Origin of the sequence: Pseudoroseomonas sp. WGS1072 (assembly GCF_049340465.1) — a bacterium.
Taxonomy (GTDB): Bacteria; Pseudomonadota; Alphaproteobacteria; order Acetobacterales; family Acetobacteraceae; genus Pseudoroseomonas.
This window is the reverse complement of sequence record NZ_JBMPSU010000001.1, coordinates 2,597,238-2,613,066: the sequence shown is the minus strand read 5'-3', so window position 1 is coordinate 2,613,066 and position 15,829 is coordinate 2,597,238. Positions and strand designations below refer to the sequence as shown.

Sequence of the window (15,829 nt, the reverse complement as noted above, 5' to 3'; positions counted from 1 at the left end):
CACTTCCGCTGACAGAATGGCAGGATTCTGCTCCCGATATCGTCAATGACCTGGGAAGTGGCGGGGAAAGGCGCTAAGCGCCGCGCCGCTCATCCTGTCCTGATCCGGGAGACCCGCCATGCAGCGCCGCGACATCCTCCGCTCCACCGCCGCCCTGGCCGGCGCCGGCCTGACCGGCGGCCTTTCCCTCCCCCGTCTGGCCCGCGCCCAGGATGCCCGCCTGCTGCGCTTCGTGCCTCAGGCCGACCTGCCGAACCTGGACGCCGTGGCCGGCACCCAGCTCGTCGTGCGCAATGCCAGCCTGCTGGTCTTCGACATGCTCTATGGCCTGGATTCCAGCCTGGAGCCGAAGCCGCAGATGTGCGAAGGCCATGACGTCACGCCGGACGGGCTGAGCTGGACCTTCCGCCTGCGCGAGGGCCTGAAATTCCACGACGGCGAGCCCGTGCGCGCCGCCGATGCCGTGGCCAGCATCCGCCGCTGGATGCCGCGCGACGGCATGGGGCAGATGATCCAGGCCCGGCTCGACGCGCTGGAGGCGGTGGATGACCTCACCTTCCGCTTCCGCCTGAAGCAGCCCTTCCCGAAGCTGCTCTATGCGCTGGGCAAGAGCAACACGCCGCTGCTGGTGATCATGCCGGAGCGGATCGCCGGCACCGATCCCTATACCCAGGTGAAGGAGTATGTCGGCTCCGGCCCGATGCGCTTCCGGCGTGACGAATGGATGGCCGGCTCGCGCGCCGTCTTCGAACGTTTCGAGGGCTACCGGCCGCGCGACGAGGCGGCCGACTGGCTGGCCGGCGGCAAGCGGATGCTGGTGGACCGGGTCGAGTGGATCACCATGCCGGATCCCTCCACCGCCCTCGGCGCGCTGCAGAATGGCGAGGTGGACTGGTGGGAGAACCCGATCGCCGACCTGGTGCCGGTGCTGAAGCGCAACCGCCGCATCGAGGTCGGCATCGCCGATCCGCTCGGCAATATCGGCGCCATGCGGATCAACCACCTGATCCCGCCCTTCGACAACAGGCTGGTCCGCCAGGCGCTGCAATACGCGGTGAACCAGGAGGACTACATGCGCGCCATCGTCGGTGACGATGAAGCGCTGTGGAAGCCGCTGCCCTCCTTCTTCACCCCCGGCACGCCGCTCTACACCGAGGCGGGCGCCGAGCGCCTGAAGGGGCCGCGCCGGTACGACAAGGCGAGGGACCTGCTGAAGCAGGCGGGCTACAACGGCGAGAAGGTGGTGATGCTGGTGGCCGCCGACGTGCCGGTCACCAAGGCGCAGGGCGACGTCACCGCCGACATGCTGGGCCGCATCGGCATGAACGTCGACTACCAGTCGCTCGACTGGGGCACGGTCGGCTCCCGGCGCACCAGCAAGAAGCCTGTCTCCGAGGGCGGCTGGAACATCTTCTTCAGCTGGCACAGCGGCGTCGATTGCATCAATCCGGCGCCCTACAAGGGCGTCTCCGCGAGCGGCGACAAGGCCTGGTTCGGCTGGCCGGACGACGCGCGCGTCGAGCGCCACATCGCCGAATGGTACGACGCGCCGGACCTGGCGGCGGAGAAGGCCGCGATCGAGGGCATCAACAGCGCCGGGATGGATGCCGTGACCTATATCCCCACCGGCTTCTTCATGGGCCATACCGCCTGGCGCAAGGATGTCGCCGGCCTCGCCAAGGCCCCCTTCCCGCTGTTCTGGGGCGTGAAGAAGGGCTGAACCGCCGGAGGGGGGGCCGCGTCGCCCCCCGCTCCTCACGCCGGCACGGCGGTTGCTAGACTTTCAGGCCGCTGGGATGCGCCCGGCGCGACACTCCGGGAGATCCCTCATGTTCCCCACCCGCCGTGGCCTGACGCTGGGCGCCGCCGCCGGCCTGCTCGCCGCTCCTCGCCTGGCGCGCGGCCAGGCCGCGTTGACGCCGGTGAAGTTCTGCCTCGACTGGGCCTTCCAGGGACCGCAGGCGCCCTATGTCCTGGCGGCCGAGCGGGGCTTCTTCCGGGAGGAGGGGCTGAACGTCACGGTCGATCGCGGCTTCGGCTCGGGCGATACGCCGGTGAAGGTCGCCAGCGGCGCCTATGAATTCGGCATCGCCGATCTCTCCCCCGTCATCCGCCTGCGCCTGACCACGCCGGCGAGCGATGTCATTGCGCCCATGGTGGTGCAGCAGGGCAGCCCGCTGGCGGTGATGACGCTGAAGAAGACCGGCATCACCACGGCGAAGCAGCTCGAGGGCCGCAAGCTGGCGGCGCCGGAGAGCGATGCCGGGCGGCAGCTCTTCCCCGCCTTCGCCAGGGCCGCCGGCATCGACCCGGCGAGGATCGGCTGGGTGACGGTGACGCCGCAGCTGCGCGAGCCGATGCTGGCGCGCGGCGATGCCGATGCCATCACCGGCTTCGAGGTCTCCGGCGTGTTCAGCCTGCGCTCGCTGAACATCGCCCCGGACGACATCGTCTCGCTGCGCTACGCTGATGCGGGCGTCGCGCTGCTCTCCACCGCCCTGCTGGTGCGGCGCCCCTATGCCGAGGCCAATGCGCGGGTGGTCACCGGCATGATCCGCGCCATCGCCCGCGGCCATGACCTCGCCTGGAAGGAGCCTGATGCCGCCATCGCCGCCCTGGCCAAGCGCGACGCCACCGCGCCCCGGGATCTCGAGAAGGCGCGGATGCTGGCCAACTTCGCCTTCATCCGCACGCCGGAGGTGATGTCGGGCGGCTTCGGCAATCTCGGCTCCGAGCGCGTACAGGCGGCGATCGAGACCGTGCGCGGCGCCTTCGGCATCACCGCGGAGCTCAGGGCGGCCGATCTCTACGCGCCGCAGTTCCTGCCGCCGGCCGCGGCGTTGAAGTTCAGCGCCTGAGGCGCGGCGGCGGGGCGGGCTCGGCGCCCGTTCCCGCGCCCCTGCTTTCCCCCCCTGGGCAAGCTGCCCCCTCCGGGTCTATCCCCTGTCGCGGAACCAGCCCCGGAGAAGACCGCCATGTCCCGTCCGAAGCCCGTGATGTTCGTGATCCTCGACGGCTGGGGCTGGCGCGAGGAGGAAGCGGACAACGCGGTGCGGCAGGCGAGCACGCCCTGCTTCGACCGGCTCTGGTCCGGCTGCCCGCACAACTTCCTGCACACCTGCGGCGAGGATGTCGGCCTGCCGCATGGCCAGATGGGCAATTCCGAGGTCGGCCACCTCAACCTCGGCGCCGGGCGGGTGGTGATGCAGGAGCTGCCGCGCATCAGCAAGGCCGTGGCGGATGGCACGATCGGCGGCCTGCCCGCCGTCACCGGGCTGATCCGGGCGCTCAGGGCCAGCGGCGGCACGCTGCATCTGATGGGCCTGCTCTCTCCCGGCGGCGTGCACAGCCACCAGGATCATGGCCTGGCCCTGGCCAGGGTCTTCGCCGCCGCCGGCATCCCCGTCGCCGTGCATGCCTGGACGGACGGGCGGGACACCCCGCCCGAGGCCAGCCCGCAGTACCTGGCGCGGTTCGAGCCGGCGCTGCCCGCCGGGGCGCGCATCGCCACCGTGACCGGCCGCTACTTCGCCATGGACCGCGACCGGCGCTGGGAGCGGGTGCGGCAGGCCTATGACGCCATGGTGGAGGGCCACGGACAGGCCAGGGCGGAGAGCGCCGCCGCCGCCATCGCCGCCGCCCACGCGGCCGGCAAGACCGACGAGTTCATCCCCGCCACCGTGATCGGCGACTATGCCGGGATGAAGGACGGGGATGGCGTGCTCTGCTTCAACTTCCGCGCCGACCGGGTGCGGCAGATCATGGGCGCGCTGGTCGATCCCGCCTTCGACGGCTTCATCCCGCCGCGCCGCCCGAAGCTCGCCGGCGCCGCCGCCATGACCGAGTATTCCGAGGTGCTGAACCCCCACCTCGCCGCCCTCTTCGGGCCCGAGACCCTGAAGGACATCCTGGGCGCCGTCGTCTCCGCCGCCGGCCTGACGCAGTTGCGGATGGCGGAGACGGAGAAGTACCCGCACGTCACCTACTTCTTCAACGGCGGCGAGGAGACCCCCTTCCCCGGCGAGGAGCGGATCATGGTCCCCTCCCCCAAGGTCGCGACCTACGACCTGCAGCCGGAGATGTCGGCGCCCGAGCTGGCGGAGAAGGCGGTGCAGGCGATCGGCTCCGGCCGTTTCGACCTGATCATCCTGAACTTCGCCAATGCCGACATGGTCGGTCATACCGGCAGCCTGCCCGCCGCCATCAAGGCCTGCGAGGCGGTGGATGCCGGGCTGTCGCGGATCGAGGCGGCGATCCGGGCGCAGGGCGGCGCCCTGCTCGTCACCGCCGATCATGGCAATGCCGAGTTGATGAAGGACCCGGCGACCGGCGGCCCGCACACGGCCCACACCACCAACCCGGTGCCGGTCCTGCTGGTCGGCGGCCCCGCCGGGGCGCGGCTGGGCGAGGGCCGGCTGGCCGATGTGGCGCCGACGCTGCTGGACCTGCTGGGCCTGCCGCAACCCGCCGCGATGACCGGGCACAGCCTGATCCAGCGGGGCTGAGCCCGGCCATCGCATCCATCGCCTGCCTCGCGAGGACCTCCCACCTGCCGCTCCGCCTGCTTCTCGCGATACCCCTGTTGATGCTGGCGGCGGGCCCGGCCCGGCCGGAGCAGGCCAGCCCCGAGACCCTGCGCGAGGCGGAGCGCAGCGCGCACGAGGCGCACCGGGCGGCGGCGGCGGCGGCCGAGGCGGCGCGGGCCGCGGCGGCGGCCGAGGAGGCCCTGGCCCGCCAGCGCGCCGAGGCGGGGCGCCGCGCCGTGGCCGCCGATGCCGCCGCCGACGAGGCCGAGGCCCGCGCGCGCGAGGCTGCCCAGGTGCGCGACAATGCCCTGGTCGATCTGCGGCGGCGCGCCGATGCCCTGGCGCCGCTGCTGCCGCTCATGCGCCGCCTCGGCCAGTGGCCGTCCGAGACGCTGCTGGCCGTGCCGGTCGATCCCGAGACGGCGCTGCGCGGCGCGCTGGTGCTGCGCAGCCTGACGCGCCACCTCTCGGCCGAGGCGACGGCGCTGCGCGAGGCCCAGGCCGTGGCCGCGGAGGCCAGCCGCCAGGCCGAGGATGAGGCGGCACGGCTGGCCGGGGCCCGGGCCGAGGTCAGGGCCGCCGCCGCCGCCGTGGAGGAGGCGCTGCTCGCCGCGCAGGCGCAACGCGGCCGCGCCGAGCAGGAGGAGATGGAGGCGGCGGCCCGGGCCGCCGCCACGGCCGCCCGCGCCAGCGATCTGCGCGAGATGCTCGACCGCCTGGAACAGGCCCGCGCGAAGGCGGAGGCCGAGGCGCGGGCGAGAGCCGAGCGCGAGCGGCAGGCGGCGGAGCAGGCCGCCCGCCAGCGCGCCGAGCGCGAGGCGGAGGCCCTGGCCGCGCGGCAACGCGCCGCGCGGGACGCCGAGGCCCGCGCCGCCCTGGAGCGCGAGCGCGAGGTGCTTCGGGAGCGCGAGCAGGCGCGGCGGGAGCAGGCCGCCCGCACCCCGCCGCCCTCCGCCCCCCGCCCCAGCGCCCCCCAACCTAGCGCCGGCCGCGCGCAGCCGGTGGCGGGACGCATCACGCGGGACTTCGGCGAAGGCGGCGCGGGCGGCCCGTCGCGTGGCCTGACCTATGCCGCGCCGGCTGGCGCGCGGGTGGTGAGCCCTTGCGGCGGCAGTATCGCCTTCGCCGGTCCGTTCCGCAGCTATGGCCAGCTGTTGATTGTCGATTGCGGCGGCGGCTACCATTTCGTGCTCGCCGGGATGGACCGGCTGGATGCCAGGCTCGGCGCCCGCGTGGTGGCGGGCGAGGCGGTGGGGCAGCTTGGCGCGGCGGAGGATTCGGGCCGGGCCAATCTGTATGTCGAGCTGCGCCGGAAGGGCCAGCCGGTCGATCCGAAGAGTTGGTACCGCGGGCGAGGGTGACCATGTCCATCTGACTGTTCAGAAAGGTTTCAGTTTGCCCCCGGCAGGTGGAATCGCGGTACTGTCCGCCCGGATCCGGCAGGCTTTGCCCCTGGCGGAGGCGGCGCGGCGGGACGGATGGAATGGGATGGCGCCGGGCCCGGAAGATCCTGGGAAGGATCTCCGGCCGGTGTCACCGGGTTGGCGCCACGGGTAACGGCCGCTATGGCCAGGCTGTAGGGCCGCGACGAAAGGATCGTTGACCGCATGAAGCGTCACCGCATGAAGTCGGGATTGCGCACGGTGGGTATGGTTGCGGCTGCCTTCGCCGCCGGTGCCGTGCTGGGGCCGGTGGTGGCGCCGCCGATCGTCTCCGCCATCGCGCAGGAGGCCGGCCGCAATGCCGAGACCTACCGGCTGCTCAACCTGTTCGGCGATGTCTTCGAGCGCGTCCGCGCCGAGTATGTCGAGCCGGTGAACGACCGCGATGTCATCGAATCCGCCATCAACGGAATGCTGCAGGGCCTCGACCCGCACAGCAGCTACATGAACGCCCGCTCCTTCCGCGACATGCAGGTGCAGACGCGGGGCGAGTTCGGCGGCCTCGGCATCGAGGTCAGCCAGGAGGGCGGCTACGTCAAGGTGATCAGCCCGATCGACGACACGCCGGCGGCCAAGGCCGGGGTCAAGCCGGGCGATCTGATCACGCATCTGAACGGCAATTCCGTGCAGGGTCTCAGCCTGCAGGAAGCGGTTGACCAGATGCGGGGCGAGCGCGGCAGCACCATCAAGATCACCATCCGCCGCCCCGGCACCGACGCGCCGCTCGAGCTGGCCATCACCCGCGACGTCATCCGCCCGCAGGTCGCGCGTTTCCGGATCGAGGGCGAGGATGTGGCCTATGTCCGCCTCTCCTCCTTCAACGAGCAGACGGACACAGCGCTGCGGCGCGCCCTCGGCACCATGAAGCAGCAGGCCGGCAACAACCTGAAGGGCGTCATCCTGGATCTGCGCAACAATCCGGGCGGCCTGCTGGATCAGGCGGTGCAGGTGGCGGACGACTTCCTGGACCGCGGCGAGATCGTCTCCACCCGCGCCCGCCGCCCGGAGGATGGCCAGCGCTGGAACGCCAAGCCGGGCGACATCGCCGAGGGCTTCAGGATCGTGGTGCTGGTCAATGGCGGCTCGGCCTCGGCCAGCGAGATCGTCGCCGGCGCCCTGCAGGACCACCGACGGGCGATCGTGCTGGGCACCAAGTCCTTCGGCAAGGGCAGCGTCCAGACCGTCATGCCGATCCCCGGCAATGGCGCCATCCGCCTGACCACGGCGCGCTACTACACGCCCTCCGGCCGCTCGATCCAGGCGCTCGGCATCACCCCCGACATCGAGGTGCTGGCGACGCGGGAGGAGGGCAATGCGCCGCTGCGGGACCGCGAGGCGGATCTGCGCAAGGCGCTGCGCAACGACAATGACACCCACCCCACCGCCCCGCTGCCGCCGATGAACCTGCCCGGGGGCGTGGCCGAGAAGGTGCAGAAGATGCCGCCCGAGGGCGCGCCGTCCTTCGACCCGACCAAGCCGGAAACCGACTTCCAGCTGCAGCAGGCGGTGGGCCTGCTGCGCGCCTGGGCCGCGGCGGACCCGCAGCGGCGCGCGGCGCGCTGAGGCCACGGGGCGTCGGCGGGGGGCGCCATGTCCGGTCACGCCCGCCGGCCCGCCTTCCGGACAGGAATGGGCTGGCGGGCCCTGGGCGTGTTCTGGGCGCTGGTGGCGACGGCGGCGGCGACAACGGCGCTGACGCTCCATCTCCTGGGCCCAGCCGAACCGGCCCCGCCGCGCCAGGACAGGCGGGAGCCGGTCGCGCCAGCGCAAGGCGCCCCCGCGCCGGCGGTGCCGGAACCCGCGCCGGCCCCGGTGCCGTCACCCCCCGAAGCCGCCAAGGCGCCCTCGCCGCCGCATCCCCTGCCCCATCCCCCGCCCCATCCCCCGCCCTTCGGCGAGACCGTCAGCGAACTTGCTGTCGCACCGCCGGCGCCGCCCGGCCTGCCGGAAGCCCCCTCGCCACCGCCCCTGCCGCCGCGTGACGGCAGGGGCGGCGCGGCGGCCCCGATCCCCCCGCCCCTGGAGGACCTGCTCGAGACCGGCCCGGCCGGCGCGATCCCGCGCCGCGCCGGCGATGGGCGGGAGGCCAGGGAGGTCTATGCCCGCCCCTTCCTCGCCGGAGAAACCCGGCCGCGCATCGCGCTCGTCATCGGCATGGGATTCGTGGCCGAGCGGGCCGAGGCGGCGCTGCACCGCCTGCCGGCCGAGGTCACGCCCGCCTTCAGCCCGCGCCTGCCCCGCGCGCGGGCGTTGCAATCCCTGGCCCGCCAGCGCGGCATGGAGATGCTGCTGGCCCTGCCGCTCGATTCCCTCGGCATGCCCCTGGCCCCGGACCTGCTGCGCGCCAGCCTGTCGCCGGCCGAGAACCGCGAGCGGCTGCTGCGCGCGCTCGGCGCCATCGGCGGCTATGCCGGCGCCATCGGCGCCACCGGCGGCTGGCGCGGCGAGCGCTTCGCCGCCGAGGCGGCGCCGCTGGAGGCCCTCCAGGACAGCCTGGCCGAGCGTGGCCTCTACTACGTCGAGGCCCGGCCCGGCGCGCCGGAGCCGGCCGCCGCCTGGGGCGCCAGCGTGGACCTGGTGCTGGACGAGCCCCTGACCCGGGGTGAGGTGGATCGCCGGCTGGCCCTTCTGGAAGCCCTGGCCCGCCGCCGGGGCCATGCCCTGGGCCTGGCGGCGGAGCCCGCGCCGCTGCTGGTCGATGCCATCGCCGGCTGGGCGGCGGGGCTCGCGGCGCGCGACTTGGTGCTGGCGCCGGTCAGCGCCCTGACCTATCCCCCAGGATCCTATCCTCCTGGCAGCACCCCCGCTTCGCGAGGCACCGACTAGCCGATGTCCGACCTTCCCTACCGCCGCAATGTCGGCGCCGTGCTGTTCAACCGCGATGGCCGCGTGCTGATCGCCCGCCGCGCCGACGTGGTGGCCGAGGCCTGGCAGTTGCCGCAGGGCGGGCTGGACGAGGGCGAGGATCCCCGCGCGGCGGTGCTGCGGGAACTGGCCGAGGAGATCGGCACCGGGAAGGCCGAGATCATCGGCGAGGTCGCGGACTGGCTGCGCTACGACCTGCCGCCGGAGCTGATCGGCAAGGCGCTGCGGGGCCGCTTCCGGGGGCAGGAGCAGAAATGGTTCGCCCTGCGCTTCCTGGGCGAGGAGTCCGAGATCCGCCTGGACCTCGACCCGCATCCCGAGTTCAACGCCTGGCGCTGGGCGCGGCTGGAGGACCTGCCGGGGATCGTCGTCGCGTTTCGCCGGCCGGTCTATGATCGGCTGGTCCGGGAATTCCGCCACCTCGCCCAAAGCGGCGGGGAAGGCACCGGGAAATAAGGCTCCCCGTGCCCCGGGCCCGGCACGGATTGTTAACCGCCAGCCCCTCTAATGCCGCCTCACGCACATCGTGAGTCACGGATAATGGTTTCTTTCCTGCAAGGGCTCAGCATCCGCAGCAAGGTGATCCTTGCCTTGGGGGCCATGCTGATCTGCGGCATCTGCAACAGCGGCTACAGCCTGCTGGAGCTGCGCCAGGTGAATGCCGGGCTGGTCGATATCCAGACCAACTGGATGCCCGCCGTCAAACGGCTGAGCCAGTTGCAATACGCCATCTCCCGCGAGCGGACCCGCACCGCCCGGCAGATCGCCAGCGAGGATCCGGCCGAGCGCCGCCAGATCGGCACCGAGGTCCGTGCCATGAGCGAGCAGGTCCATCAGATGACGGAGGACCTGCGGCCCTACCTGACCGAGGCCGAGGAGCGGCGCCTCTTCGAGATCTTCCGGCAGACCTACCGGCGCTATCAGACCGAGGTCGGCCTCATCCTCGACATGGAGGCGGAGCAGGGCCGGCAGGCCTTCAATACCTCGGCGCGCTCGGTCAACGAGGTCTTCAACAGCCTCGAGCCGCTGATCGCCTTCAATGAGCGTGGCGCCGCCACGGCGGCGCAGGAGGCGGACCGGATCTTCACACGGGCGATCTGGGGCACCCTGATCGGCGCGCTGCTGGCGCTGGCCATCGGGATCGTCAGCCTGGGCTGGCTGGACCGTGACCTGGCGCGCAACGTCCTGTGCCTCTCCAAATCCCTGCGCCGCCTGGCGCGGCGCGACTATGGCTTCGAGCTGCCCGCCCTGCGGCGGCGCGACGAGATCGGCGACATGGCCCGGGCGCTCGACGAATGCCGCGCCGGGCTGCGCGAGGCCGATGCGCTCTCCGCCACGCAGGAGGCCGAACGCGCCGCCAAGGAGCGCCGCGCCGCCGCCCTGGGCGAGATGGTGGCCCGCTTCGAGGGCAAGGTGGGGGACATGGTGGGCATGCTCTCCTCCGCCTCGACCGAGCTGGAGGCCACCGCCCGCACCATGACCGGCAATGCCGGCGATACCGGGCGCCAGGCGGGCACGGTGCTGGAGGCCGCGCGCCAGGCCAGCCACGGCGTCCAGACCGTGGCCACCGCCGCCGAGGAGCTGACCGCCTCGATCGGCGAGATCAGCCGGCAGGTCAGCCAGGCGACCGGCGTCACCGCCCGCGCGGTGCAGGACGCGCAGCGCACCGACGCCACGGTGCGGGCCCTGGCCGAGGGTGCGGCGCGGATCGGCGAGGTGGTGGGGCTGATCAGCACCATCGCCGGGCAGACCAACCTGCTGGCGCTGAACGCGACGATCGAGGCGGCGCGGGCCGGCGAGGCCGGCAAGGGCTTCGCGGTGGTGGCGAGCGAGGTGAAGTCGCTGGCCGCGCAGACCGCGAAGGCGACCGAGGAGATCGGCAGCCAGATCGCGCAGATCCAGGCGGCGACGCAGCAGGCGGTGAGCGATATCCAGGCCATCACCGGCACCATCGACGCCGTGAGCAGCATCACCGTGGCCATCGCCTCGGCGGTCGAGCAGCAGGGCGCCGCGACGGCGGAGATCGCCCGCACCGTGACGGAGACGGCGCATGCCACCAATGCCGTCTCGGAGACCATCGCCGCCGTCAGCCATGGCGCCGAGAGCACGGGCGCCGCGGCCAGCCAGGTCCTGGCGGCCTCGGGCGAACTGTCGCGTCAGTCGGAGCGGCTGAGCGGCGAGGTGCGCGGCTTCATCTCCGAGGTCCGCGCGGCCTGACCGATGCGGGGCCGGGACGCCCTCCCGGCCCGGCCTCAGCTGCCCGCGACGGTCAGCCCCTCGACGCGCAGGGTCGGCGCGTCGGTTCCCCGGCGGAAGCGGAGGTCGCCGGCCGCCGCCATGTTGAGGAACATCTCCTTGAGATTGCCGGCGATGGTGATGCCGCTGACCGCCTCGGCCAGCTCTCCATCGCGGATCATGAAGCCGGAGGCGCCCCGGCTGTAGTCGCCGGTGACGCCGTTCACGCCGGAGCCGATCATCTCGGTGACGTAGAGGCCCTCCCCGATATCGGCCATCAGGGCCTCCGGCGTGCCGCTGCCGCCGTCCAGCCAAAGGTTCGTGGTGGAAGGCGCGGGGGGGCCGGAAATGCCGCGGCTGGCATGGCCGGTGGAGGCGAGGCCCAGTTGCCGGGCGCTGCGCCAGTCCAGCACCCAGCTCGCCAGGATCCCGTCCTCGACCAGCGCCAGGGCGGCGCCCGGCATCCCTTCCCCATCGAAGGGACGGGAGCGCAGGCCGCGCCGGCGCAGCGGGTCGTCGCGCAGGCTGAGGCCGGCGGCCAGCACCCGCTGCCCCATGCTGTCGCGCAGGAAGGACGTGCCCCGCGCCACCGCCGCGCCGTTCAGCGCCCCGGCGAGATGAGCGGCCAGCGAGCCGGCCACGCGGGGATCATAGATCACCGTGCGCCGGGCCGTGCGCGGCCGGGCCGGGCGGAGCCGCCGCACCGCGCGCTCGCCGGCCGCGCGGCCCAGGCTGGCGGGGTCCTCAAGATCGGACAGGTGGACCGCGCTGCTGTAGTCGTAATCGCGCTCCATGCCCGTACCGCTGCCGGCCAGCGCCGTCACCGAGAGGGAATGGCCGCTGCGGGCATACTCGCCGGCGAAGCCGTCCGATGTCACGAGGGCGATGGCGGTGCGGGAGAAACCGGCCTCGGCGCCCTCGCTGTTGCTCACGCCCGGGACGGCCAGCGCCGCCTCTTCCGCCACGGCGGCACGCGCCAGCAGGGCGTCGGCATCGGGCTCGGCGGGATCGTCCAGCTCGAGGTCGAGCGGGCGGAAGGGGTGGTACGCGCCAAGCCCGGCGAAGCGGTCCTCCGGCACGGCCCGCGCCATGGCGACGGCCCGCTCGGCCAGGGCCTGGAAGCCACGCGGGTCGGGGTCGGTGGTGGAGACGATGGCCTGCCGCCCGCCGACCAGGACCCGGAGGCTCAGATCCAGCCCCTCGGAGCGTTCCAGGTGCTCGATCCGGCCGAGCCGCCGCTGCACCGAGAGGGCGGTGCCGCTGGCCAGCAGCGCGTCGGCGGCGCCGGCTCCGGCGGAGCGGGCGGCACGGACCAGATCCTGCAGCCGCTCCAGCCGGTTCATGCGGCCAGCTTCTCGGCGATGGCGGGCAGGCCGGGCACCTTGCCGGCGGGGCCGAGGGCGGCCAGCGTCGGCCGCGAGCGGAAGATCATCGCCGCCGCCTGCTGCACCTGCTCGACCGTGACCGCGGCGATCTTCGCCTTGGTCTCCTCGGCCGGGATGACGCGGCCATGCACCTGGATCTGCCGCGCCAGCTGCTCGCACCGGCTGCCGGTGGATTCCAGCGACATCAGCACCGAGGCGCGCAGCTGCGCCTTGGCCCGCGCCAGCTCCTCCTCCGTCACGTCGTGCTGGACGCGACGCAGTTCCTCCAGCGCCACCGGCACCAGCTCCGCCGCCTGCTCCTCGCCGGTGCCGGCATAGAGGGCGAAGAGGCCGCCATCGCGGAACGGCTGGGCGAAGGAATAGATCGAGTAGACCAGCCCCCGCCGCTCGCGGATCTCCTGGAACAGGCGCGAGGACATGCCGCCGCCGAGCAGGGTGGAGAGCAGCATGGTCGGGTAGTGCATCGCCGTCGCCACGGCCGGCCCCTCGAAGCCGAGCACGACATGCACCTGGTCGAGCTCCCGCTCCTCGCGGAATTCGCCGCCGCCATAGCGCGCGACCTCGGAGGCGGTGGGCGTGACGACCGGCAGGTCGGCGAAGTGGCGCTCCACGAGCGAGACCAGGGCCTCGTGCTCCAGCGCTCCGGCGGCGGCGACCACCATGCGGCTCGGGCCGTAGTGGCGGCGCATATAGCCGGTCAGCACCTCGCGCGGCATGGCGCCGATCACCGCCTCGGTGCCTAGCGTCGGCCGGCCCATCGGCTGGTCGGGGAAGGCCGTGGCCTGGAAGTGGTCGAAGACGATGTCGTCCGGCGTGTCGTTGGCCTGGCCGATCTCCTGCAGGATGACGCCGCGCTCGCGCTCCAGCTCCTCCGGCACGAAGGTGGAATGGGTCAGGATGTCGCCGAGGATATCCGCCGCCAGCGGCAGGTCCTCCTTCAGCACCTTGGCGTAGTAGGCCGTCTGCTCGCGCGCCGTATAGGCGTTGAGATGGCCGCCGACATTCTCGATCTCGCGGGCGATGGAGGCGGCGTCGCGCCGGGCCGTGCCCTTGAAGGCCATGTGCTCCAGGAAGTGGGAGGCGCCGTTCTCGGCCGCTGTCTCGTCCCGCGTGCCGGCATGGACATAGGCGCCGATCGAGACGGTCTCGACCCGCGGCATGGTCTCGGAGACGATGGTCAGCCCGTTGGGCAGGCGCGTCAGCCGCACCGGTTCAGACATAAGGAAGGTTCCTGTGGTCGGCCCGCCGGGGGCGCCCGCCGGCGCGGCGGCCGAGGGGGCGTTCGATCGGATGGCAGGCGAAGAGGCGGTCATTACGCGCAATGTAATGCCGGCACCGCCGCGATGCGACCCTCATCATGACGCGCTGCGGCAGAGAGGCGCCCGCCCCTCAGTCCGCGCGGTTGCGCCGCCCGTGCTGCCGCACCGCCTCCTCCACCGCCGCCAGGGCGTTGGGCAGGGTGGAAAGGCGCTCCTCCCGCTCGTAGAGATCGGCCATCCGCGCCGGCAGCGGCGGGCGGATGCCGGTGGCGCGCTCCACCGCGTCCGGGAACTTGGCCGGATGCGCCGTGGCGGCGACGATCACCGGGATGCCCTCGGGCGGCAGGTGCGCCCGCGCCGCGGCGGTGCCGATCGCCGTGTGCGGATCGGCCAGATAGCCGCTCCCGGCATGGAGGCGGCGGATCTCGCCCAGGGTGCCTTCATCGTCCAGCGCGAAGCCATGGAACAGGCCGGCCGCCTTGCGCCAGGCGGCGTCGGGCACCGGCATGCGGCCCTCGGCGCGGAAGCGGCGCATGATCCCGGCCGTGGCCGCCGCGTCGCGGCCCAGCAGCTCGAAGAGCAGCCGCTCAAAATTGGACGAGACCTGGATGTCCATGCTGGGCGAGAGGCTCGGCGCCACGCCCTGGATCGACATGTCGTTCGCCGCCAGGAAGCGGGCGAGGATGTCGTTGCGGTTGGCGCCGATGATCAGACGCTCGATCGGCAGGCCCATGCGGCGGGCCACCCAGGCGGCCAGCACATTGCCGAAATTGCCGGTGGGCACCGAGACCGCCACCGGGCGGTCCGGGGCGCCGAGCGCCAGGGCGGCATAGGCGTAATAGGGCACCTGCGCCGCGATGCGCGCCCAGTTGATGGAGTTCACCGCCGAGAGCCGCATCTCCTGGCGGAAGGACGCGTCGTTGAACATCGCCTTCACCAGGTCCTGGCAGTCGTCGAAGCTGCCCTGGATGGCGATGTTGCGGATATTGGGCGAGAGCACGGTGGTCATCTGCCGCCGCTGCACCTCGGAGGTGCGGCCCTCGGGATGGAGGATGACCACGTCGATCGCGCGGCGGTCGCGGCAGGCCTCGATGGCGGCCGAGCCGGTATCGCCCGAGGTGGCGCCGATGATGGTCACGCGCTCGCCACGCTTCTCCAGCGCATGGTCGAAGAGCCGCCCCAGCAGCTGCATCGCCATGTCCTTGAAGGCGAGCGTCGGGCCGTGGAACAGCTCCAGCGCGAAGAGGCGCGGCTCGATCTGCACCAGCGGGGCCGTGGCGGCATGGCCGAAACCGGAATAGGCGGCGCGGGTCAGGCGCAGCAGGGTCTCACGGTCCAGCGCGCCTTCGGCGAAGGGCGCCATGAGGTGCGCCGCCACCTCGGCATAGGGCCTGCCGCGCAGGCCGCGCCACTCGGCGGCGGAGAGCAGCGGCCAGGACTCCGGCATGAACAGCCCGCCATCCTCGGCGAGGCCGGCCAGCAGGACGCCTTCGAAATCGCGGGCTGGGGCCTCGCCCCGGGTGGAGATGTAGCGCATGACGGGGGAGATATTCCATCGTGGGCGGGCACGCCAGCCGGGAGGCCCCCCGCTAGGGGAGGCCGCCGGGCGGGGGCACTCCCGCCCGGCCCCGCCGTCTCAGTCCAGGATGCGGATCACCGCCTCGATCTCGACCGGCACGTCCGAGGGCAGCGAGCCCATGCCGACCGCCGAGCGGGCATGCCGGCCACGCTCGCCCAGCACCTCGACCATCAGGTTCGAGCAGGCGTCGATCACCTTGGGCTGCTGGCCGAACTCCGGCGTGGCGTTCACCATGCCGAAGATCTTCAGCATCTCCACCTTCTCCAGCGAGCCCGCCGCCACCTTCGCGACCGCCAGAAGATGCAGGCCGCAGAGGACCGCGGCCTTCTGCGCCTCCTCCACACTCATCCCGGCCCCCACCTTGCCGGCGATCACCGTGCCATCGGCCAGGCGCGGCACCTGGCCGGAGAGGAAGGCGATGTCGCCGGCGCGGCGGAACGGCACGTAGTTGAACAGCGGCTTGCCGACGGTGGGCAGGGTGTGGCCCAGGGCGGCCAGGCGGTCTTCGGCGCTCATCGTGAACTCCTCTCGTGTCACT

At 72.8% G+C, this 15,829-nt stretch carries 12 protein-coding genes; 8 read left to right on the top strand and 4 right to left on the bottom strand.

Features of this window, described 5'->3' with window-relative positions; genetic code table 11:
- The first annotated feature begins 118 nt into the window (after positions 1-118).
- The 8 genes from ACF3NH_RS12335 (at position 119) to ACF3NH_RS12300 (ending at position 11,050) form a co-directional block, all read left to right on the top strand.
- Positions 119-1,720 carry an ABC transporter substrate-binding protein gene (locus tag ACF3NH_RS12335; RefSeq protein ID WP_422923155.1) on the top strand — a complete coding sequence of 534 codons (1,602 nt, stop codon included), beginning with the start codon at positions 119-121 and terminating at the stop codon, positions 1,718-1,720.
- A 109-nt stretch (positions 1,721-1,829) separates the two neighbouring features.
- On the top strand, positions 1,830-2,858 hold the full coding sequence (locus ACF3NH_RS12330) for an ABC transporter substrate-binding protein (RefSeq protein WP_422923153.1): 1,029 nt from the start codon (positions 1,830-1,832) through the stop codon (positions 2,856-2,858).
- Between the two features lie 117 nt (positions 2,859-2,975).
- Complete coding sequence (gene gpmI, locus ACF3NH_RS12325; RefSeq protein ID WP_422923151.1) at positions 2,976-4,505, top strand: 2,3-bisphosphoglycerate-independent phosphoglycerate mutase; 1,530 nt, start codon at positions 2,976-2,978, stop codon at positions 4,503-4,505.
- An 80-nt stretch (positions 4,506-4,585) separates the two neighbouring features.
- Positions 4,586-5,887 (top strand): murein hydrolase activator EnvC family protein, encoded by a 1,302-nt coding sequence (locus ACF3NH_RS12320; RefSeq protein ID WP_198366539.1) that lies wholly within the window; start codon positions 4,586-4,588, stop codon positions 5,885-5,887.
- A 246-nt stretch (positions 5,888-6,133) separates the two neighbouring features.
- Positions 6,134-7,531, top strand: a complete 1,398-nt coding sequence (locus ACF3NH_RS12315; RefSeq protein WP_198366538.1) for a S41 family peptidase — start codon at positions 6,134-6,136, stop codon at positions 7,529-7,531.
- A gap of 27 nt (positions 7,532-7,558) precedes the next feature.
- Positions 7,559-8,794, top strand: coding sequence for a divergent polysaccharide deacetylase family protein (locus ACF3NH_RS12310; protein WP_422923148.1), 1,236 nt, complete (start codon positions 7,559-7,561; stop codon positions 8,792-8,794).
- 3 nt (positions 8,795-8,797) lie between these two features.
- Positions 8,798-9,289, top strand: a complete 492-nt coding sequence (locus ACF3NH_RS12305; protein ID WP_422923146.1) for an RNA pyrophosphohydrolase — start codon at positions 8,798-8,800, stop codon at positions 9,287-9,289.
- Positions 9,290-9,340: 51 nt separating this feature from the next.
- Positions 9,341-11,050 carry a methyl-accepting chemotaxis protein gene (locus ACF3NH_RS12300; RefSeq protein ID WP_422923144.1) on the top strand — a complete coding sequence of 570 codons (1,710 nt, stop codon included), beginning with the start codon at positions 9,341-9,343 and terminating at the stop codon, positions 11,048-11,050.
- Positions 11,051-11,085: 35 nt separating this feature from the next.
- On the opposite strand, the gene ACF3NH_RS12295 is transcribed toward ACF3NH_RS12300, so the two are convergent.
- From ACF3NH_RS12295 to ACF3NH_RS12280, 4 genes are all read right to left on the bottom strand, one after another.
- A complete protein-coding gene (locus ACF3NH_RS12295; protein WP_422923142.1) occupies positions 11,086-12,411 on the bottom strand; it encodes a TldD/PmbA family protein in 1,326 nt (441 codons plus the stop codon).
- Positions 12,408-13,673, bottom strand: coding sequence for a M16 family metallopeptidase (locus ACF3NH_RS12290; protein ID WP_198366533.1), 1,266 nt, complete (start codon positions 13,671-13,673; stop codon positions 12,408-12,410). Before ACF3NH_RS12290 ends, ACF3NH_RS12295 begins: the two co-directional genes overlap by 4 nt.
- A 169-nt stretch (positions 13,674-13,842) precedes the next feature.
- On the bottom strand, positions 13,843-15,249 hold the full coding sequence (gene thrC, locus ACF3NH_RS12285; protein ID WP_422923140.1) for a threonine synthase: 1,407 nt from the start codon (positions 15,247-15,249) through the stop codon (positions 13,843-13,845).
- A gap of 99 nt (positions 15,250-15,348) precedes the next feature.
- The gene (locus tag ACF3NH_RS12280) at positions 15,349-15,807 is read right to left on the bottom strand and encodes a RidA family protein (RefSeq protein ID WP_422923138.1); all 459 of its coding nucleotides are present in this window, start codon (positions 15,805-15,807) and stop codon (positions 15,349-15,351) included.
- Positions 15,808-15,829 lie beyond the last annotated feature (22 nt).